Origin of the sequence: Streptomyces cavernae, from assembly GCF_004023625.1 — a bacterium.
GTDB classification, from domain to species: domain Bacteria; phylum Actinomycetota; class Actinomycetes; order Streptomycetales; family Streptomycetaceae; genus Streptomyces; species Streptomyces cavernae.
This window is the reverse complement of sequence record NZ_RPDJ01000028.1, coordinates 1-19051: the sequence shown is the minus strand read 5'-3', so window position 1 is coordinate 19051 and position 19051 is coordinate 1. Positions and strand designations below refer to the sequence as shown.

27 protein-coding genes and 2 tRNA genes are annotated in these 19051 nt (G+C 70.8%); all 29 read right to left on the bottom strand.

Annotated features, from left to right (window positions below):
• Window positions 1-33 precede the first annotated feature (33 nt).
• The 29 genes from EF387_RS32685 to EF387_RS32540 all read right to left on the bottom strand — a co-directional run bounded on the left by EF387_RS32685 (window position 34) and on the right by EF387_RS32540 (window position 18452).
• On the bottom strand, window positions 34-501 hold the full coding sequence (locus tag EF387_RS32685) for a single-stranded DNA-binding protein (protein WP_128380279.1): 468 nt from the start codon (window positions 499-501) through the stop codon (window positions 34-36).
• 44 nt (window positions 502-545) lie between these two features.
• Complete coding sequence (locus EF387_RS32680) at window positions 546-1358, bottom strand: hypothetical protein (RefSeq protein ID WP_128380278.1); 813 nt, start codon at window positions 1356-1358, stop codon at window positions 546-548.
• 30 nt (window positions 1359-1388) lie between these two features.
• Window positions 1389-2000 carry a cell envelope biogenesis protein OmpA gene (locus tag EF387_RS32675; protein WP_202918438.1) on the bottom strand — a complete coding sequence of 204 codons (612 nt, stop codon included), beginning with the start codon at window positions 1998-2000 and terminating at the stop codon, window positions 1389-1391.
• A gap of 56 nt (window positions 2001-2056) precedes the next feature.
• Window positions 2057-2443 (bottom strand): CpaE-like family protein, encoded by a 387-nt coding sequence (locus EF387_RS32670; RefSeq protein ID WP_128380277.1) that lies wholly within the window; start codon window positions 2441-2443, stop codon window positions 2057-2059.
• Between the two features lie 162 nt (window positions 2444-2605).
• Window positions 2606-2941, bottom strand: a complete 336-nt coding sequence (locus EF387_RS32665; protein ID WP_128380276.1) for a hypothetical protein — start codon at window positions 2939-2941, stop codon at window positions 2606-2608.
• Window positions 2942-3042: 101 nt separating this feature from the next.
• Window positions 3043-3432: a hypothetical protein gene (locus EF387_RS32660; RefSeq protein ID WP_128380275.1), complete on the bottom strand. Its 390-nt coding sequence runs from the start codon at window positions 3430-3432 to the stop codon at window positions 3043-3045.
• 82 nt (window positions 3433-3514) lie between these two features.
• Complete coding sequence (locus tag EF387_RS32655; RefSeq protein WP_128380274.1) at window positions 3515-4987, bottom strand: ParB/RepB/Spo0J family partition protein; 1473 nt, start codon at window positions 4985-4987, stop codon at window positions 3515-3517.
• A gap of 182 nt (window positions 4988-5169) precedes the next feature.
• Window positions 5170-5502 (bottom strand): hypothetical protein, encoded by a 333-nt coding sequence (locus tag EF387_RS32650; protein ID WP_128380273.1) that lies wholly within the window; start codon window positions 5500-5502, stop codon window positions 5170-5172.
• A gap of 102 nt (window positions 5503-5604) precedes the next feature.
• A complete protein-coding gene (locus EF387_RS32645; RefSeq protein ID WP_128380272.1) occupies window positions 5605-6099 on the bottom strand; it encodes a hypothetical protein in 495 nt (164 codons plus the stop codon).
• Between the two features lie 53 nt (window positions 6100-6152).
• The gene (locus EF387_RS32640) at window positions 6153-6644 is read right to left on the bottom strand and encodes a hypothetical protein (protein ID WP_128380271.1); all 492 of its coding nucleotides are present in this window, start codon (window positions 6642-6644) and stop codon (window positions 6153-6155) included.
• Window positions 6645-6787: 143 nt separating this feature from the next.
• A complete protein-coding gene (locus EF387_RS32635; RefSeq protein ID WP_128380270.1) occupies window positions 6788-7486 on the bottom strand; it encodes a hypothetical protein in 699 nt (232 codons plus the stop codon).
• 59 nt (window positions 7487-7545) lie between these two features.
• Window positions 7546-7785 (bottom strand): hypothetical protein, encoded by a 240-nt coding sequence (locus tag EF387_RS32630; RefSeq protein WP_128380269.1) that lies wholly within the window; start codon window positions 7783-7785, stop codon window positions 7546-7548.
• Window positions 7786-7846: 61 nt separating this feature from the next.
• A complete protein-coding gene (locus tag EF387_RS32625; RefSeq protein WP_128380268.1) occupies window positions 7847-8191 on the bottom strand; it encodes a hypothetical protein in 345 nt (114 codons plus the stop codon).
• Window positions 8192-8360: 169 nt separating this feature from the next.
• Entirely contained in the window at window positions 8361-9059 is a 699-nt protein-coding gene (locus EF387_RS32620; RefSeq protein ID WP_128380267.1) for a hypothetical protein, read from the bottom strand.
• 163 nt (window positions 9060-9222) lie between these two features.
• Window positions 9223-10080, bottom strand: coding sequence for a hypothetical protein (locus EF387_RS32615; protein ID WP_128380449.1), 858 nt, complete (start codon window positions 10078-10080; stop codon window positions 9223-9225).
• A gap of 466 nt (window positions 10081-10546) precedes the next feature.
• Window positions 10547-10615 (bottom strand) — tRNA-OTHER (locus EF387_RS32610).
• A 36-nt stretch (window positions 10616-10651) separates the two neighbouring features.
• Window positions 10652-11083 (bottom strand): hypothetical protein, encoded by a 432-nt coding sequence (locus EF387_RS32605; protein WP_128380266.1) that lies wholly within the window; start codon window positions 11081-11083, stop codon window positions 10652-10654.
• 32 nt (window positions 11084-11115) lie between these two features.
• Window positions 11116-11189, bottom strand: a tRNA-Ile gene (locus EF387_RS32600).
• A 178-nt stretch (window positions 11190-11367) separates the two neighbouring features.
• A complete protein-coding gene (locus EF387_RS32595; RefSeq protein ID WP_128380265.1) occupies window positions 11368-11979 on the bottom strand; it encodes a hypothetical protein in 612 nt (203 codons plus the stop codon).
• 207 nt (window positions 11980-12186) lie between these two features.
• A complete protein-coding gene (locus tag EF387_RS32585; protein WP_128380263.1) occupies window positions 12187-12897 on the bottom strand; it encodes a hypothetical protein in 711 nt (236 codons plus the stop codon).
• 51 nt (window positions 12898-12948) lie between these two features.
• Window positions 12949-13320 carry a hypothetical protein gene (locus EF387_RS32580; RefSeq protein WP_128380262.1) on the bottom strand — a complete coding sequence of 124 codons (372 nt, stop codon included), beginning with the start codon at window positions 13318-13320 and terminating at the stop codon, window positions 12949-12951.
• Between the two features lie 54 nt (window positions 13321-13374).
• Window positions 13375-13620, bottom strand: coding sequence for a hypothetical protein (locus tag EF387_RS32575; protein ID WP_128380261.1), 246 nt, complete (start codon window positions 13618-13620; stop codon window positions 13375-13377).
• A 133-nt stretch (window positions 13621-13753) separates the two neighbouring features.
• Window positions 13754-14581, bottom strand: coding sequence for a hypothetical protein (locus EF387_RS32570; protein ID WP_128380260.1), 828 nt, complete (start codon window positions 14579-14581; stop codon window positions 13754-13756).
• A 168-nt stretch (window positions 14582-14749) separates the two neighbouring features.
• The gene (locus tag EF387_RS32565) at window positions 14750-14956 is read right to left on the bottom strand and encodes a hypothetical protein (RefSeq protein ID WP_128380259.1); all 207 of its coding nucleotides are present in this window, start codon (window positions 14954-14956) and stop codon (window positions 14750-14752) included.
• A 17-nt stretch (window positions 14957-14973) separates the two neighbouring features.
• A complete protein-coding gene (locus EF387_RS32560) occupies window positions 14974-15426 on the bottom strand; it encodes a hypothetical protein (RefSeq protein ID WP_128380258.1) in 453 nt (150 codons plus the stop codon).
• Entirely contained in the window at window positions 15419-15907 is a 489-nt protein-coding gene (locus EF387_RS32555) for a hypothetical protein (protein ID WP_128380257.1), read from the bottom strand. Before EF387_RS32555 ends, EF387_RS32560 begins: the two co-directional genes overlap by 8 nt.
• Before the next feature lie 252 nt (window positions 15908-16159).
• Window positions 16160-17335 (bottom strand): DUF932 domain-containing protein, encoded by a 1176-nt coding sequence (locus tag EF387_RS32550; RefSeq protein ID WP_128380256.1) that lies wholly within the window; start codon window positions 17333-17335, stop codon window positions 16160-16162.
• Window positions 17336-17452: 117 nt separating this feature from the next.
• Window positions 17453-18010 carry a hypothetical protein gene (locus EF387_RS32545; protein ID WP_128380255.1) on the bottom strand — a complete coding sequence of 186 codons (558 nt, stop codon included), beginning with the start codon at window positions 18008-18010 and terminating at the stop codon, window positions 17453-17455.
• Between the two features lie 70 nt (window positions 18011-18080).
• The gene (locus EF387_RS32540) at window positions 18081-18452 is read right to left on the bottom strand and encodes a hypothetical protein (protein WP_128380254.1); all 372 of its coding nucleotides are present in this window, start codon (window positions 18450-18452) and stop codon (window positions 18081-18083) included.
• Between the last annotated feature and the right edge of the window lie 599 nt (window positions 18453-19051).

Below are 19051 nucleotides of genomic sequence, written 5' to 3'. Positions count from 1 at the left end.
AGTGCCGTCGGCGGCTGGGGTGGAGGGGCCGGGCTAGGACCAGTTGGCGGCCCGCTTGTGCTCCCACCAGGCGGGCGGGCCGCCCGGCCCGGTGGCCGGTTGGGACGTGGCAGCAGGCTGCGGCGCCGGGGGAGCGGTGACCGGGCGGGCGGCGATCGGACTGGGCAGGCTGGTCTCGGTGTAGGCGATGCGCCTGCGCAGGCTGATGCCGAGGTCGTCGACGCTCAGGTAGATGGAGTCGTCCTTGACCCCGGTGATGCGCCCCTTGACCAGGACGTTGACCCCGTCGACGAGCGATTCGGCGGCGTTGCTGGCCAGGTCCCGCCAGGCGGTGCAGATGTAGGGAATCGGGTCCAGGTCACGCCACTTCTGCGCGGCGGCATCCCACTGCGTGGGGGTCTCGGTGAGGCGGAACCGGCAGACAGCAATGCCGTCTTGGGTGAAGCGGACTTCCACGCCACCGGCGACGGTTCCGGTCACGTGCGTGACGGACGGGGCCATGCGAACACCTCCTACATCAAATAATAGTGTTTCTCAGGGGAGGGTCAACCCCCCTGTCGGCACTTCCCGCCGCCGGGAAGTGCGGTACGGCGGGTGAGACGCCGGAAGCGGGCCTTCCACCCGGTCGGCTGCGCCGGGGCCGGCGGCGGGGTGAGGTTGTCGAACACCGTGGCGTCCTCGATCTCCACCTGCAACGGGACCGTGCCGTCGGCCCGGATCAACTGCTCGTCGGTGGTGTCCAGATGAACGGAGACCCGTACGGCTCCGCGGTCGGCGTCGAGGTAGGCGAACACGAGGATGCCCGCGATCTCAATGCAGGGCAGGCCTTCGTCGTCGGGGCCCTCCATCGGGTGGAAGACCGCCGAGCTGTTCGCCGCCGCGCAGGCCTCGGCGTCCGAGAGGCTGAGGTTGAGCGGCGTGCGCACGTGACGGGAGATGTCGGCGGGGTACAGCGTGTAACCCGCGTCGCCGCGGTTGTTCTCCGGCCCGTAGTAGAGGTCCACGGCCGTCTGGTCGTCGGCGGGAGGCCGGTACGGGAAACCGTCGGTGCCCGCCACGTCGTCCCAGGAACTGCGTACCTCCTGCGCGAGCGAGGCCAGGGCGGAAGCCTCGTCGGACCAGAGGGTCACGTCATCGCTGTGCCGGTCCCACTGACGCAGCACCCATGCCCGGCCGGAGGACTGCGTGGTGAGGTCGTCGGTGACGGCGAAGCTGAAGCGGCTCAGCCACCCTTCGACGATGTCGACGGTGTCCGCACCCGGCCATTCGCCGGTGCGCTCCTGGAGGCCGTCCATCAGGTCGGCCAGGTCGATGATGGCCTCGCCTGCGAGCGTGGCCGGGTCCGGTTTGATCAGCATGGCGGTTTCCTTCCGTGCGGAACGGGGCGGTCAGGCCCCGTTCATGAGGCCGTTCCAGAGGTCCATCAGGTGTTGCTGTTCGGGGGTGAGAGTCGCGGTGCGCAGCACGCGTTTGCGCAGGACAGGCACGTCGAGGCTGATGCCGGAGGGCACATCGGGCCGCTCGGGCAGCGAGACCAGCTGGTAGTTCCGGGTGTGGATCATCCAGGCCTCGTACCGGTCGGCAGGGCTGCCGCTGCGGGCGGCGTGACCCTCGTCCGTCGTGCGCGACAGGCAGAGGCAGGAGGGATCGGTGCAGGGCCGTCCGGCGGGGTGGCTGGCCAGGACAGGGCTGCGGCGGTAGTGCGTGGCGGTGCCGTTGAGCATCGGGCAGTGGTCGGCGGTGTACGGCAGGCACTCGGGGTGCAGCGCCGGTTCCGGGGAGCAGCCCTTGAGGACGTCGGCCGGGCGCACCAGCAGGAAGCACCGTTCGTCCAGCGGGTGTTCGCAGATCTGGCACAGGCGCTGCCGGAAGGCATTGATGGTCTTGTCGGCGTCGAGGACACCGAAGGCCGCGTGGCCGTCGTGGATCAGGGTCACGTACGGCACCACCAGCCCGCCCGCCAGCGGCCGGTGGGCACAGCGTTGGGGTATCGCGTGCATGGGGTGAGTTCCTTCGGATCGCGGGAGCGTGCCACGGGGGCTCGTGCTGCCGGATGTCAGCTGCTGGCCGGTGGGGGAGGGTCGGCGGGGCCGCCGGCCAGGAGCGCTTCCCAGTGGGCGTAGCGGCAGCCGGTGGCGTCGTGCAGGCGCAGGTGCAGCCAGTTGAGGTTGTCTCCGGCCCGGAGGACGGCCTCGGCGCCGATGGCGGCGGCCCGGGGGTAGATGGTGCCGTCGTCGGGGTCGACCAGGACGACGATCAGGCCCCGGCGGTGCGGCACGTGGCGGAGCGTGAAGTCGGTGTAGCTGCGGTCGTCCAGGAGCACGAGCGGAGCGCGCTGGTACTCCTCGGCGCTGAAAAGGGGTGATGGCAGGTGCAGGCGGGGGACCGGGTTCGTCCGCAGGCCGACCGGATCGTTGTCGGGGCTGTCGCTGATGACCAGCACCGGGGCCTGCGGTCCTTCCCGGGGGGCTTGTGGTGGGGCGGACATGGCGGTGAGACGTCGCTTTCGTGAGGACCGTGGCCAGGAAGAGGCCTTGGGAAGGGGGGAGTTGGCGGCCTGCGGGCGGGGCGGCCGACGGGGTCCGCCCCGCCCGCAGGCGTTCGCTCAGCCGAGCGGGTAGAGCACCAGCGCGGGGAGAGCGGTGTCGGGGATGCCGTCCGCGTACAGCTCGCGCAGGGACGGGTCTGCCTTGAGCTCCTCCGGCAGCGGGAAGACGTCGCCGACGAGATCGCTGTGGGTCGGCGCGTACCGGGCGAAGCTGTAGGTGGAGAACGGCGAGTAGAGATTGCCCTCGGTGTCCCGGGACAGCACGACGAGCGTGTCTCCGGGCAAGTCCTTCCAGTCCTTGCGGACCAGGTGGCGCAGCACGGCGAGAGTCAGGGGGCGGTCGGGGGCCTCGCCGTCCGGGTCGGGGGACGGGGCCTGCTGCTGGTCGGTCATGACGGGCCTTTCACGTGCGGGCCGGGCTGGGAGGGGCCCGGCCGGTTGATCGGCGGAGGGCGGGCGCCGCCCCGTTGGCGGGGCGGCGCCGTCAGGCCCGGTCAGTCGTCCTCGATCTCGTCCAGGCAGGCGACGGGGATACCGCTGCCCGGGATCCGGAAGCGCGTCATGTCCTCGGGGATGCGGTACTTGGGCCTGCCCGGCTGGCCGTTGCGCGGGTCGCGGCGCAGGATGCGGGTGGACTCCTCGTCCAGCAGGAAGCCCGCCCGGCTGCCGGTGCGGTTGCGCTCCTGCACGGTGCCGGTGAGACCGCGCAGCAGGGCCGGGCGCAGCGAGTCGTTGATGCGGGCCCGGCGTCCGGCCACGAGGCCCGCGAACGCTTCCTTGTCGATCGCGCGGAGCCGCCGCGCGGAGGCCTCCTGGACCTTCGAGACCTTGATTGCGTCCGGCAGTTGGCCGATGAAGTCGAGGACTTCGTCCATGGTGGTCATGCTGGTTCGCCTCTCTGTGACGCGGGGTGGGGAACCCGGCCGGGCACGGGCGTGCCCGGCCGGGGCTTGCGGGGAGGTTCGGTCAGGCGGCGGTGTCGGGCCGGTGCCGGGCGACCGCCTCGTCCTCGACCTCGGACAGCCGGTAGCTGCCGTTGTCGTCCTGGCCGAGCGCTTCGAGGAGCAGCAGGTAGCGGGCCTGCCGCACGGTGAGGTTCGACCACGTCTTGGGCTCGCGGATGTCGTACTCGCAGGCAGCGGCAACGTGCGCGAACAACGCGTTGACGACGCGTGCCTTGGGCAGCTGCACCGCCGTCTCCGCCAGGTCCGCGTGCTCGGGCTCCTTGATGCCCAGGAAGCGGGCGACGGTCTCGGACTCGTGCTTGTCGGTCCAGGAGCTGTAGAAGTACGGGAGGGTGAGCACGACCTCCTGCGCGAAGACGCGGGCCGCGTCCGGCAGGGTCTTCTGGCGCACCAGGCGGGCGACGAAGTCCTGACGGGGACCGGCGGCGGCCTTCCAGGCCCGGTTGCAGGCGATGACCTTGCGGCGCTCCTCCGCCCTGGCCTCGTCCTCCTCCGTCCTGGGCTTCTTCGGCTGCGGGCGGACCTTGTGACCGTGCGCGGCCGGGTCGGAGCAGTGCCACACGGGCTGGTGCTCGTCGTCGAGCCGGGCGCTGTGGCCGGGGCAGTTCCTGTGGTTGTCCTCGGTGAGCGGATTGCCCAGCCCGGTGGTCAGCTCGGCCAGCGGCTTGGACAGGTCCTTCTCCCCCCACCCCGGCCGCCGCAGCAACGGGATGCCCGCCGTCTTGAGGTCTTCCTCGGCCTTGGTCCGGGCGTCGGCGTCGTCCTGCTCGGCCTTGAGCAGTGCCATCTCCTGGTCCCAGTGGCCGCGCCCGCCGTTGCCCTCCTCGTGGTCGCGCTTCAGTGCTTGCAGCAGACGGCGCTCCGCGCCGGGCACGTGCTCGACCTCGGCGAGCTGGGCGGTCTGCTCCAGGTCCATGCCTCCGGCCGTTGCCCGGCGAAGGGTGGCGTCGTCGAGCTTCTGCGCCGCCTTGGCCTGCTTGGCGGCGTTGCGGCTGACGCCGAGGGCCTTGGTGGCCTGGCGTCGCTCGACGTCGCTCATGTCGATCAGGGACAGCTCCTGCGACTTCAGGATGTCGCGCTCGCTCATCCCCTCGCGGTGCTTGTTCTCGACCAGGGACAGAAACCGGGTCCAGCCGTCGCGGCCGACCAGGTCTTCCCGCACGTGCGCCTTGATCCTGCGTACCGGGCGGCCGTCCTGTTCGGCGGTGGCGTTGGCGACCTGCTGCGCCTGCGCGCGCCGCCAGCCCTTGAAAGCGCCGTACGTGCCGTCGGGCCGGGGCCGGACACTGATGGTCTCCTCGACACCGATCTCCTTGACGGAGGCGATCAGCTCCTCGTCCGGTTCGGTGTCGGTTTCGCGGGCGTTCTGCTCGTCACGCACCACCTGCGCCGGGTCGAGCAGGACGATCTGCGGCGCGTCTTCCTCCTCGTGCGTGACGGGTTCGGTGGGCTGGGTCGAGACGGCGGTGGCCATGGGGCTCTCCTTCTCCTTGCCTGTTCGGCGAATTGGGGCGGTTGGGGTGTCGCCCCCTCGCTTCATGTAAAATAATAGTGTGTTTCTGGGTGAGGGCTAGATACCCTCTCACCTGCACAAACGCGATGCTTGGGGGTGCCTGCGGTGCTCCGTACGGTGGTCTCGGCCGACGAGTCCCGGCTTCAGCTCAGGTCGTGCACGACGTGCCAGCACGGACCGGACCAGACCGTGAGCCCCAGGTTCCTCACCTGCTCAAGCAAGGCGTCGTCCCACCCGGCGCAGACCGGGAGAGAGGGCACTGCCCGGTACGTGTTGGGTCCGAGCTGCTCGTAGCCTGCTCCGAGAACGACGTGCTCGTCGTCGCCGACCGTGAACAACTGCACGCGCACGTCGGCAAGGTTTCTGCTGGCAGGGCGGTGTGCCTGGGCTGCCAGCGACTCATCCAGCGCTTCCCGCTCCCGGGGCGGCGCGACCACGACGCCGTAGACGGCGTACACGGAGTGGGACACGGACATGGTTCAACCTCCCTGGCTCAGGGGCCGGTTCGGCGTGCGGCGACGCGGGTGCGGCCGGCCGGAGCGGACGGGCGCGGTGGCGGCGGTCGGGAAGGCGGGGCCTCACGTGGCGCGCGGGTGCCGGCTGCGTGTGTGTGCGGCCCGGATCTCCGCGTCGAAGTCCGGGTACTGCCGGGACGCCGACGGCAGCAGTGCGTTGCGGACGTCCATGGCCCGGGTGAGGACCTCCAGTTGGGTGGGAGACAGCACCCAGGGGCCCCGCTCGTCGGCGTCCAGGACGGACAGCAGGTCCTCGGCGGTGCCGATGTCCTCGGCCTGCCGGAACACCGGGTGCGTCCGGTTGACCCGCAGCGCGAGACTCAGGCTGGCTCCCAGGTGCGGGGCGTAGCAGCGCCGGTCGGGGGCGATCACCTGGTGGCCGTTGGGCACGGTGAGGATCTGGAGTACTCCCGCGAGCACGACGAGCCGTTCGTCGCTCTGGACGGGGAACGTCGACTCCGTCGCCGGGCTGCCGCAGGAGCGGCAGCGGTAGGTGCCCGGGTTCTCGGGCTGGTAGCGGCCGCCATGGCAGACGTGGCAGAGGATCGGAACGGGCACGGTGCACCTCCGCGCGGGCGCCCCTGCGCAGGGACGCCCGCAGGCATGGGCGGTCAGGGCTTCACGCGGGTGACTCGGGAGGTCGGCAGGTGGACGCGCAGAACGTCCGCGTGCGCGGGCGGGTCGAGTGCCGCGAGCCGGTGGAGCGCTTCGGACAGCCTCGGGTCCGCGAAGTCCTCCTCGGCCCTCGCCGCTTCGTCGACCGGCACCATGCGTGCCGTGGTCTCGGTGTGCCGGAGGTCCGGCATCTCCTCGGTGGGCGCGAGAGCCGCGATGAACGGGCTCCAGCCCACGGACATCCCGCTGCCCGCCCGCTGCTCCGTCGTCGTGAAGTACGCGGTCACGGCCTGCGGTCCGTCGCCCGGCTGCTCGTCGGCGAATGCCCGGACCCGGTCGGCGACGACCTGCTGCCATCCCCGCTCCGCCGCCTGGTCGGCGACGGTGGCCAGCGTCTCCAGGGTCTTGGGCGGAAGACCGCGGAGCGCGGCGCGCATCAGGGGCGTGGTCGGCTCGGCCAGCAGCGCGGCCAGTTCCTCGTGTTTCATCGCCGGTGTCCTTTCCGTGGCGTGGCGGTGAGGGGGCCCGTACGGCGGGGTGGTGGCCCCGCCGTACGGGGTGTTCCGCAGGACCAACAACATCAATAATAGTGTCTTTTGGGGTGAGGTGAACCCACCCCTGACCTGCGGTTTTACGGCCAGTCGTGCTCTCGGCGGGGCGGCAGCGGGAAGGTCCGCCGGGGGTCCATGCGCACGCAGCGCTCGCAGTAGGCCGTGACGCGGTTGGCGGTGCACTCGCCCCACTGGCACTCGAAGCGCTCGCGCGGCCCGCAGATCAGGCACCGCCACAGAGTGATCCCGTGCAGCTCGCACGGCTCGTACCGCTTGCGCGCGGGCAGCAACTCCAGGGCCGGGCGGGGGCGTTCGAGGCGGGCGACATCGGCGGCTGGGAACGACTCGTCGCCGTCGCGTATCCAGCGCGGCGACAGCTGGGCGTACCGCTCGGGCGTGGTGTAGTACGGCTGACCGGCGGGGCTGAACACCATGGCCAGATGGCCGCCGGAGATCAGGGTCTCCAGCCGGTCATGGCTGAACTCGCCGCGCAGGGACAGCATTTCGTCCTGGCGCAGGCTCCAGGCGTACCCGTAGCGGCGCAGGACCCGGCGCTCGGTGGCGGCCGGGCCCCTCTGGGCGGCGTCGAGCTCCTCGACGGCTTCGATCGCGGCCGTCGGGCTGGCGGTCGGCTTGCGCACCGCGTCCTCGGCGGCCGCACGGGTGGCGTGGCTGCTGAGCGCGTACCCGTGGAGCTGGTCCACGGCCTGGTGGCGTCCGTCGTGCTCGGCGGCGGCGTACCGGACGGGCTGCTGCGGCTGGGTGCGGCGGCGGGGCATGGCGGAACTCCATCTGCGCAAGGGGCGGGAAGTGGCGGCGGAGGCCGGCCGGGCGGCGGTCACCTCCTGGGCAGCGGCCTGTAGGCGGAGAAGACGTAGTGGCCCAGCTCGCGCAGCATGCCGGCGGTGCCGTCCACGGCCGCGGGGTCGTGGTCGGCCTGGCGGGTGTACGCCTCGATCTCGTCGTTCCAGGCGAACCCCTGGGCGGCCAGCGACTGTTCGGTGAGGGGTGTGAGGTCGTCGGAGGACTGCGGGGCGGCAACGAGTCCGTGGGCGGGGTCGGGTACGACGAGGAACACCGGGCTCCTTCCGTGTGGGCCGCCCTGGTCGGGGCGGCCCACGGCCGGGGCGGGCGGCTGGTCAGCGGGTGACGGTGACGGTGTAGTCGGCGTCCAGGACGGCGAGGGCGGCGCGGATGGACGCGCGGGTCTCCGCGCTCGGGACCGAGTAGGGGAAGTCCAGGGCGAGCACCGCGTCGTCCAGGTCGTCGTCGGTCATCGGCAGCGTGTATCCGCTGCGGTAGAGGGCGACGGCGGTCGCGGTGGCGACACGGACGCGGTTGTAGGCGATGGCCTCCCCGGCCGTGACGTCGGTGCCGAGCGCTTCGCGCGCGGTGGGCGGCAGTTCCGCGATCCCTGCGGAGAACCGGCGGGCGGGAATGCGGATACGTGCCGGTCGCAGGGCGCGGCGCAGCGTTCGAAGCATGGCAACTCCTGGGGCTGGGAGTGGGGAAGGGGGCCGTCACCTGGTGAATGAAGTGGGGGAGGTGACGGCACCCCCTCGGCTCACTACTAATAATAGTGTAAGTTGGGAGAGTGTGAACCCACCCCTGACCTGCGCAAACGGGGAGGCGCGCGCGTCCGCGAGCGGTAGGTCAGAGCTGCGGCGCGTACGCGGCCAGGGACTTCGGTGCCGCCCTGGTGTAGATGCCCTCCAGGCCGGACGGGGCGATCAGGCCCCAGGTGAAGGTGGCGGTGTCGACGTGGAACTGCCCGCGCCGGGGGTGCGGTGGGATGAAGGCGCGTAGGACGCCGACGCCGTAGACCTCCAGCGTGCCGTCAAGCAACGCGTCGCGCTGCTCCCCGGTCACGTCCGGTCCGTACTTGTCGAACTGCTCGTCGGCGACGACGGCGAGGACGGGGCTGAGGTCGTCCTCGATGGGGCCGAACATGCTGTGCCAGTGGGCGAGGTCGGCCATGGCCTCCGCGCGGCTGGCGCGGGTGCTGCGGTAGTTCACACCGTCGCGGTGGTCGGCGAACTCGTCCGTGTCGTATAGCCATGCCTCGAACTGGTGCTCCGTGTACATGCCGACGCCGTTGTGGCGGCGGCGCAGGAACCCGAAGGGCTCGCCGTCGACGAGTACGGGGTGGCGCTCCGTGCAGAACTCGCAGGTGACGCCGACGTGGCGCAGGAAGCGTTGCAGGCGGGGGAAGCGGGCGAAGCGGGTGGCGCAGTTGCAGCAGGTGTACACCTCCCAGCGGGAGGGGCTCGCGACCGTGTCGTGGCGGCACTGCGGGCACTGGTAGGCCTTGTTGCTGTTCCAGTCGATGACCGGCATCGGGGTCACTTGCACGGCAGGCTCCTGAGAACTGGAAACGGGGGAAGGGGGCGGGCCGTCGCCCTGGCGGGCGGGATACCGGCGCGGCGACGGCCCGGGCTCACTTCCTATAATAGTGTGAGTCGAGTTGGCGTGAACCCCCATCTGACCTGCTCGTTTACGGTGTACCTGGGGCCTTTCAGTGCCGGTGGGCCGACGGCGTGGCTTCGTGCCCGAGGTCCGGCGGCACGCAGTAGTCGACGTCGGATTCCGGGGAGACGAGGCCTCCGGAATCGGCGTCCGTGCAGTAGGCGTCGAAGATCTCGCCTGCCGTGAGGGGTTCGAAGTCTCCCTTGCGCAGGCGCCAGCCGTAGACCTGGTCCGGGGCGCCCGGGGTGGTGGTCCGCATGACGAGTCCGCCGGGGCTCCGGGTCGCCAGACCGAGGGCAAGGACCGTGGTGAATTCGAGGGCCTCGGCCTCGTCGAGCTGGCTCGCGCCGTCCGGGTCCGTATCCGCGTGAAGGACGGTGACCAGGGTTTCGGGTGCCGCCGAGACGCTGCAGACCAGGTGCCGGTGGCCCGGTCGGGCCGTGTCGAGGATGCGGGCCAGCAGGCCCGAGGACCGGGCGAAGGCCGTTCGGCCGATGTCCTCGCCGCAGCAGGTGCAGGCGCCGAGACGGGCCAGAAGTGCGGAGGCGTACTCCCAAGTGGCCTGGCGGACGGCTTCGTCGACCAGGGACGGGATCAGGTCGGCCAGCGGCTGGCCGTCGTACGGGAGGGCCGGGCCCACGGTGGCGAGTTCGGCGGTGAAGCGGGCGCGGCTGGTCGGGCTGTCGGGGTCGAGACCGGCGTCGGCGCAGAAGTCGGCGTACTCCTCGGGGTCGAAGAGAGCGACCGTGGTGTGTGCGCCCTGGGACGCGCGGCTGCTGAGAAGGTCTTCGACCGCTGCCAGGTAGGTCGCGAAGTCGGCGAAGGCGAAGGTGCGGTAGTGCCGCATGGCACGGAAGTCGTGTTCGTCGGCGAGCAGACCGACGGTGCCGGCGACTTCGCGCCGCAGAACGCGCCGCGTGGTCTGGCGGTCGGCGTGCGCCCTGTCTCCCGCGCACGGTCGAGCAGCGTGGGGCTCGTCCCGGCTGCACTGGGAGGGCTGAGGTGTGTGGGTCACGTGCACGCCTTTCTCGTGGGCGGGCTGAAGGGATTCGTCCTGGGTGTCGGCAGGGGCGGGGCTCCAGTGCATCCCGTCGGCCGCGAGCGAGACGCCTGCGGGCACGGTCCCCTGAAAGTGGCGGTCGTTCGGCTCGTCGTCCTCGGCGTGAGCGTCGATCCATTCCTCGGCGGCCTGCTCGGCACCGAGGGCACGGAGCAGGTCGGCGAGTGCGTCGGCTTCGGTGCATCCGAGGCTGGCGGCGACGTCGGACGTGATGACGGTGTTGCACCAGGCGTCGGTGAACGCCTCGGCGACATCGGACGGGATGCTGACGGTGTCGGCCATCGTGGCCTCCAGGGGCGGTCAGGTAGATGCGTGCCTGCGAGGGGATTTGAACCCCTGACCACCCACAAGTGGAGCCGCTCTACCGCTGAGCTACGCAGGCTTGGGGCCGCCGGTGCGGCGGCCGGGTGATGGTGGGTCAGCGTCCGGCGATCTCGCGCAGCCGCTTCAACGCGGTGGGCGCGTCGACATACCAGAACGTCTCGCTGGGCCTCAGGCCGAGGGCTTGGGCGGCAACGTCCCAGATCAGGCGGCGCTCGTCGCCTCGCTCCGCATAGACGCTGGCGAGCTCGTCGTACTCGTTGCCGTCGTCGTCCAGGGCCGTGACCTCCGCCTGCTGGTCGTCGGGCAGAGCCACGAGCGTCCAGCCGGTGAGGCGCGCCGTCCATCCGGCCGCGCACAGTCGGGAACCGCACGCCGGAGCCTCCTCGGGGGCCAGTCGGAGGGCCTCGGGCAGATACGCCCAGTGGTCCATGCTGAAGACGCTGGGCTGCGCCTCGATGGCGTCCAGGACGGCAGACGCCACCTTGGCGGGCGTCTCGGGCTTCGGGGTGACCTCGGTGTCGGTCATCACAACTCCAGTCATGTGGAACGGCGTTGGAGTAGTGCTGGTGGGACTCGAACCCACGACCTCACGACTTATAAGATCGGCGCTCTACCAACTGAGCTACAGCACCTCGGTGTGCGGTTGTGAGGGCCGCGCCCTCGGCCCGGTCGGGCGGGGCGCGGCCTCGTTCTGGGGGCCGGGCTGGGAGGGGTCTGCGGAGGCGGGGCGGGAACCGGGGGACAACCGCTCTCGACTTCTAATAATAGTGTCTTTCGGTTGAGGGGGAACCCGCCCCTGACCTGCGCTTCTTACTCCCGTGCCGCCTGGGCGAACGCGGCCAGCATGGAAATCACGGAGCTGGGGCGCCCGGACACTTCGGCCTGCACCCCCTCACCGGAGGCGCCGACGAGCACGGTGACGCTGTCGACCTGGACGGGGCCGCGCTCGCCGGGCGGCCTGGTGTCGTGCTGCCAGATGACCCGGGTGCGCCGGTAATGCTCCTCGATCCGGGCCCCGGGCAGTGCGCCGGCCACGGCTTCGGCGACGGCGCGGCGGCCGCTCTCCTCCGCCTCCTGCCGTGCGGCGATTTCGGCGGCCTGCTGCGAGGCCTCCGCGTGCAGCGGATACAGCCGCCGGGTGATCTCGCGTGCCACATGCCGGGGGCTGCGGGCTGTGACCCCGATCGACGGCGCGATCATCTTGGTCTCGTCCGGCAGTGCGGCGTGGATCTTCAGCCGGTCGGGGCGGCGGTCGTCGGGCTGGCACAAGCGCAGGGCGCGGCCGTCTCCGTCAATGACGAGCCGTCCCAAACCGCGCCCGTAGTCGGTGAGTTCGGCCGTACGGCAGTGCGTACCCAGCTCCCGCGCCACTTCCTCCGCGAACGCGTCGAACTGCTCCTGTGTGGTCAACTCGCGTGTCATGGCGCTCTGTTCACTCCTTCGGATTACTGGGGGGTGTGCTCGGCGCGGGGCTCCTCGCGCCCTGGTCGCGGATCTCGGCATCCCGGCGGGCGTCCTCGGCGGTGTATCCGGTGTCGCACCATGGGCGGCACAGCTGGCCTGGGGGTGCACCGCACGTCTCGCACCGGTCGTCGAAGTCCTCCGGGCGCCACGGGCGCAACTGGCCGCTCACGCGGGGAGCTCTCGGATGTGGTCGGCCAGGGCTCGGGCGGACATGACGGGGCTCTGGTAGGGCGGGGTGGCACGGACGGCCCGCCACAGATTCGAGGGCTGCCATGGGTCGAAGTCGATTCCGGGGACGGGCCGGATGGACCACTGGCGGCCGCGGGGGCCGGTGACGGTGTACATCGGACGCCGTGGGGTGGCCCGGCGTCCGTGCTCCGCCCAGGAAAGGCCGGCGGCCGTGAGTGCGCTGCCCAGCTCGTTGCGGCGCGACCGGGTGATGTGCTCGAACTCGGCCGGTATCAGGTGGAAGTCGGCCATGTCGTGGCCCCGCCACTCCTCCTCGTGACCGTCTTCACGGGTGACGACATACACGCAGGCCTGCTGCCGGAGGGGGCGGCCGCCCCACGTCCATACGCGCTGGGAGCTGGTGACTTCCCACACGCCTTCCGGGCTGCGCAGCTGCTCACCCACCCGGAGCGGACGGGGCGGCTGGGTGTGGAAGCTGCGGGGGCCGGGCGTCAGGCCGTTGTCCTTGAGGTCGGTGCACCGCGAGCACATCCACGCGGTCTCGCCGTGAAGCCGGTGGATGGCCCAGCAGTTGGTGTAGCAGGTCGAGCACACGAACCGGCAGTCCGCAGAGGCGAGGACCGTTGCCGCGTACGTCAAGCGGGGCAAGCGGCTCATGACCATGCCGAAGTGGCGTCCGACGGACACGGTTTCTCCTTCCAGGGGGGGGTGAGCAGCGCGGGCGGCCTGCCGGACGGGTCAGGGGGCTGCGGTCCACAGGGGGAGGCCGGTGGTGGTGCGGGCGCTGATGCCGGGGCGTACGGGGACGTCGCGGTAGTCGGACACCTTCACGTAGCCGCCCCGTTGGGTGTCGAGGCGGACCGGCGCGCCCTCCCATTCCCACTGCGCGATGAGTTCCGCGGGGAGGTTCTCGACGTCGTCGGCCTCCACCTGCACGGCCCACGCGGTCAGCTCCTCGCCGTACTCCTGCCGCCACTCCGTCAGGACGGTGAAGAGGTGGGCGAAGTCGTCGACCAGGGCCAGGGCGCGGGCCTGGTCGGGGGCGGGGTCCTCGGCGTAGGTCGGTGCGTCGGGGCGGGGTCGCTCACCGAGGCTCATCAGCCAGCGCATGATCAGAACATCTCCCTCGTCGGGTGGGCGGGGCGGTGGGTGAGGGGCGGTGGGTCAGGGGCGCCCGGATTCCTCGGGCTTGCTGTAGCGGTAGAGGAAGCGCGCGGCCCATGTGCGGCTGGTGAAGCCGGGGATGCCGCCGCCGCTGCCGGGGCGGTTGCCGGGATACTCGGCGACCCACGCGCAGACGCCGTTCGGGTCGCGCCAGACGACCCCGTAGCAGGTGCTGCGGTCCTGGGGGTCCAGCACCCGGCGACCGATCGAGCCGGTGTTCGCGGCGAATGTGAACTCCTTGGTCACTGCGGCTCCTTCGGTCGGTTCTGGGTGCGAGAGGGGGCGGGGCAGGACCAGTGGCGCCCCCTCTCGCAACTTCAATAATAGTGTTTCTCGGGGTGGTGTGAACCCGCCCCTGACCTGCGCTTTCCTCCGTCTCTCAGGGGGCGGCGACCAGGGCCGGGCGGCGGCCGCGCGGGCGCCTGCGCTGCTGGGCACGCAGGGAGTCGGCCTCACCCTGGGCTCGGCGGGCGCGCTCGCGCTCTTCAGCGGCCGCGTCGACGCAGTAGGGGGCCCACCACTGCTGGACGTCGACGGTGCGGGCCAGCGAGTTGGGCAACACCGAGTACGGGAGGTCGGCCAGCATCAGCAGCAGCACCGGGTGCGGGGAAGCCAGGAACCAGCGTGCGACGGTCCACCAGGCGGCCACGGCGGCACGGCGCGCGGGTTGGGCGGCGCGGGCTTCGCGCTCCAGGCGGACGGCTTCCGACTGGTGGTAGGAGGCGGACCAGGTGAGGAAGCGCAGCAGCCCGGGGGTGTCGCGCTGCCGTGAGGCCTCCAGGATCGCGGGCAGGTCGGTGCGCTGCTCGACGTGCTCGGCGCACCCGCGCAGTACGGCGGTGAGTACCGCTTCCGTCTTCTCCGACGGCGGGTGATCGGCGGCGGACAGTATCGGGTGCACCGAGACCTCGGGGCGGTCGGTGTTGTCGCGGTAGAGGGTCAGGCTGCCCCGGTAGCCGGTGCGGCCGCGTGCGAGCTGTGGGAGGTCCTCGTCGGGGGCGGTGGTCTTGAAGGCGTTCACGGGGCCGAGACAGGCGCGTACGGCGGTGAACTGGTCCCAGCGGTGGGGGTCGGTGGTACCGGTGACGTGCACGCTGCCGCGCATCGCCCCGCCCAGCTCGAACACGACGGCGTCGTCCTCGCGGGGGCCGGCGGTGGCGCGCACGGGGCCGGCGGGCGTGTCGATGGTCAGGCTCGGGCTGGTCATGGGCTGCGACTCCTCGGGACTTGGCTGGATGGGCTGGGGCGTGCCGCCCCGCGCTCGCCGAAGGGGGAGGGTGCGGGCGCGGGGCGGCAGTCGGCCAGTGGCGCGCTGGCCGGGGCGGCCGTCCACGCCCCCGTACCGGGGGAGGGGCGTGGACGGCGTCTGCGGGGGTTACTCCTTCGGCGGCTTGTGTCGGCGGAGGTTGCCCCGGTCGGTCACGCTGGGACGGCGGCCACACGGACAGTTCGCGTAGCGGCGGCCGTGCATCTTGAAGAACTTCCCGCCGAGTGCGTGGCCGTTGACCTGCTCGATGGTGCCGGGGACCGGCTTGGTGTTGGTGCAGTAGCCGTCCGGCGTGACGGCGGGCTTCTCGCTCATGAGCGCTCCTCAGCGGCCTAGTGGGGGCGGGGCAGTACGGGGGCGTGACAGATCACGTAGGGCGCGGCGTCGTCTGCGGGGAGGGCCGTGACGGTCTTCTGGAGTTCGGCCGGGCCGATGGGGTGCAGCCATCCGGCCCGGACGTCCCACCCGCACGCGCGTATGCCCGCGTCGGTGGTCGTGGCGACCAGGACGGCGTCACGCACGGTGCTGTCCTCCAGGGCGAACGTCAGCAGTACGAAGAACTGCACGTACTCCTCAGCGGAGTGATCCACGCGCACCGAACCCGGCTCGACGGACACGTACAGGTCGGCGCTCACCTCCGTGCCGTCCGTCCGCTCGGCGTTGATGCTGAGCTCGTGGCTCCCCTCGCCGAGGGCCGGGAACAACGCGGTCAGTGCGTGCAGGGCGCGGCCCATAGCGGACGCCGTGGCGGCGTTGTCGGGGCGGGGTAGCTCGGGCTCAGGCATGCGGGGCCTCCGTGTCGGAGTCGGGGAGCTGGAGGAGAACGGGGGCGGGGTAGACCTGGCGCTCTACGGCGGCGACGTCGGGGCACGGAATGACGGCGGCCTGGAGGTCGTCTGTGTCCATGGGGTGCAGCCACCCGTCACGTACGGACCAGCCGCACGCGCGGGGGTTGGGCTCGGCGGCCGTGGTGGCGATCAGGACGGCGCTGCGCATCGTGCTGCCCTCCAGCGCGAACACCAGCAGCATGCGCAGGGCGCAGAACTCGTCTTCGTCCAGGACGGCCAGGCGCAGCGGCTCCATGCCGATCGAGAGATCGGTTCGGCCCGTGACGAACGCATTGTCGGTCCGCTCGGCCACAAGGTTCAGCGTGTGCTCACCGTCTCCGAGTGCCTGGAACACGGCGGAAAGGGCGGTCAGGGTGCGGCTCATGGCGGCCGCGATGGCGTCGTCTCCGGGGTGGGTGATCTCCGGGCGTGCAGACATGAGGACTCCTCACGGGGCGGGGCGGTGGGCGGTGGGCGACGGTGGCCGGCCGCACTGCGCCCCTGGGCACAACGGGCTTCTTGTGGGCGCGCGGGCGGCTCCGCCGACGCGTCGCGCTGCCGCTACGCGGCAGGGGCGGGGCGGGCGCGCTCCGCGCTCCCTGCGGGGCTGGGTCGCGCGCTCCGCGCTCTCGGGTCGGTCGGGCCCGTGCGGGCCGGGCTGGGGGAGTTGCCCGGCCCGCACGGGGGTCTGTCAGCCGTGCGCGGCGGCGGCCGTGAGGGCGGGAACCGCGAGCGCTTCCAGGGCGGCGGCCTGGTCGGCGTCGGTGAGGGTCTGCGCGGTCGACGTGACAGCCTGCATCACGCCCCCGGCCGTCATCTGACCGCCCCGGATGAAGTGGGAAAGGATGCGGTCCTTCGTCTCGTTGCCGATGCTGAGCGACTTGGTGACGTGCTCGATGGTCTTCGTCGGCTCGTCCAGCGTCTTACCGGCGGCGGCCTCCATCTCGTACACCTTCGCCTCGACGTACTCCTGTGACAGGAAGGTGCGTACGGCGTCGGTGGTCTTGGAGGTGATGAGCTCCAGCGTCTTGCGCTGGGTCTGGCCGGACCAGGACACAACGCCCTCGTCCTGCTTGCCTCCGAGGTGCACGGCGCGCATGACGTCCTTGGTCTGGGTCAGGCCGTTGCGGCAGACCTGGATGACCGCGCGCGGGGTGATGGTGTACGCCCCCGCGCCAACCTCGCTGTTGGTGATGACAAACCCGGCCGAGATCATCGGGAGTTCGTCACCGCTGCGGCCGTCGAACGGGGAACGGTAGCCGCGCAGCAGGTTGCGGGCCTGGATCGCGACGGCTTCGGACTCGACGCGCACGTACATGCGCCGGTCGGTGAGGTCGCACCCCGTGATCCGGGTGGGGTGGCCGGACTGCTCCACCCCGTCCAGGGCGGCGAGCAGCATGTCAAGGTTGTCCATCAGCTTGTAGCTGTCGGACAGCAGCGCGCGGGCCACGCCCTCGCCGGGCATGCCGGGGCCGTTCTCGCCCCGGAACGCGCGGAGCATGAAACGGCGCTCCGGACCCTCACGGAGCCACGCGTTTACGTTCTCGTCCAGCAGCGGGACGTTTTCCGCGCGCATGCGGCGCAGGTAGGCCAGAGGAATGCGGAGCTTGTCAGAGATCCCCTCGTCGGCAACGGCGGTGGGCCGGTAGATGCCGTCAACGGCCGTCACGCCGCGCGCGCTGAGTTGGGCCTCGACGCCTTCGACGTGCACGTTTCCCTCACGCATCCGCAGCGCGGACGCGGGGGCGATGACGTCCAGCTTCTGGCGCTGTCCGTCCTCCAGGATGCGGACCAGGTCGGACAGGTCGGCGTTACGGGCACCGGTGGGGGCTACGTTCGTAGCGCGCTCGGCGAACTGCTGAGTCATGCGGTGTTCCCCTTCGCTGTTGGTCTCTGCGGGTCGGGGGGCGGAGCCACCGCCCCCCGAACAACTTCAATAATAGTGTGTTTCAGGGGTGGGTAAACCCACCCCTGACCTGCACACTTAGACCAACGTGCGGTAATCCGGAAGCGGCGTCAGGCTCCGTCGCCGTACGTTCGTGACAGCAGGCACCGGAATGCCGCCGATCACCTCGCACAGGTCGTAGCGGACGCTGTGACCCCCGCCGACCGGACCGGCCTCCGCCTTGATCGCCTGCACCCAGTAGACGCCGTGACGCCGTGTCAGGCTGCCGTGATACCTGACCTTCTGCCACAGCACCGGACCGGAGTCCTGCGGGTCAAGGCTCCTCGCTACGGCGATCACAAGCTGATTCGCCACCCGCTCGGACAGCAACTGCACGAACGCGCGGTCAACCGTCGTCCGGTCGACCGGCACGTCTGCCATGGCCGGGCCGGTGTGGCCGGTGCGCACACCCATGGCCCAACCCAACTCGAAGAACGGCCGGACCATCTCAAGCTGCTCGTGTGACACCCGCATGGCGTCCGGGTCCCGCTCGCTGCGTGCCAACTCGGCCAGCGCGTAACGGGCCTGCTCCTTCTCTGCGTCCGTGATCGGCGCTCCGGCTTCCTGCGTCCGCTCGGGAATCCGCGTGTACTCCATGGCCTTTCTCTCCTCTCGGTGATGCCGGTTGGAAGGGGGCGCCCCAATCGGGGCGCCCCCCCCGTGCGGATTACTTCAGGAACCCGTTGGACCGGAGGAAATCGGCCGTGATGTACGCGATTCCGTGGGGCTTGTAGATCTGCGGGAATCGCCGCAACTCAACTTCCATGCGCCCCGCCTTGTCCGGGTCGATGAATTCCTGAACCAGGCGGTACGGCTCCTCACCCGTCGGCATTTCCAGCACGACCGGACCGGCGGCCTTGGTCTCGAACCGAATTCCGGTGTAATTCCGGTCGGAGTTGTGCACGATCTTCACTCCTGCTCGCGCGCACAGCAGGGGCAGAAGGTTCGCGATCGTGCGGGCCCGAATCGCCAGCTCGGTCATGGGCGCGTCTGCGCCGCGCACCCCGCGCACGATCCCGTCAGTGATCGTCAGTTCCACGTCTTTCCCCTTCGTTGGTCCCTTGCGGTTCCCGGGGGTCGCCTCCCCCAGGACTTCAAATAATAGTGTCTCTTCCGTTCGGATGGAACCCCTGTTGCGCTGCGGGTTGCGCTGGATGTTGCGCCACGGTGTTGCGGTAGAGGTTGCGCTAGAGGTTGCGCGGCCTCCTGGGGCGTCCTCGCGTCACCCCTGGTCACCCCAACAATCAAGGCTGGTACGCCTGCTGACATCCCCTCTGCGGCCGCTGCTCCCTGCCCAAGTAGAAGAAGAGAAGGGGTGGGGGCGGGGCGTGGTCGGCGCGGCGGCATCGGGGATCGGGCGCGGCTCTCTCCTGTTGCGCGTCGGCTCCGCCTCCGCGCGTGGGGGCCGTGGGGGGTCGCCGGTCCTGGTGACTCGGGCTGAGCTGGGAATGACCGACAGACGGAATTCAGACGGCGACTGATAGAGTCTCAATTCACCGCGCACGGCGCAGAACTCAACGGGGCGATTGGGACCGAGAAACTTAAATATGGTGCGGGCGGCGTGTCTCGCGTTCAGGCCCTGGGGGCCGTTCGGCTCCGGTGCCTCCGTTCGCTGTATTCCGGCTTTCTGAATTCGGG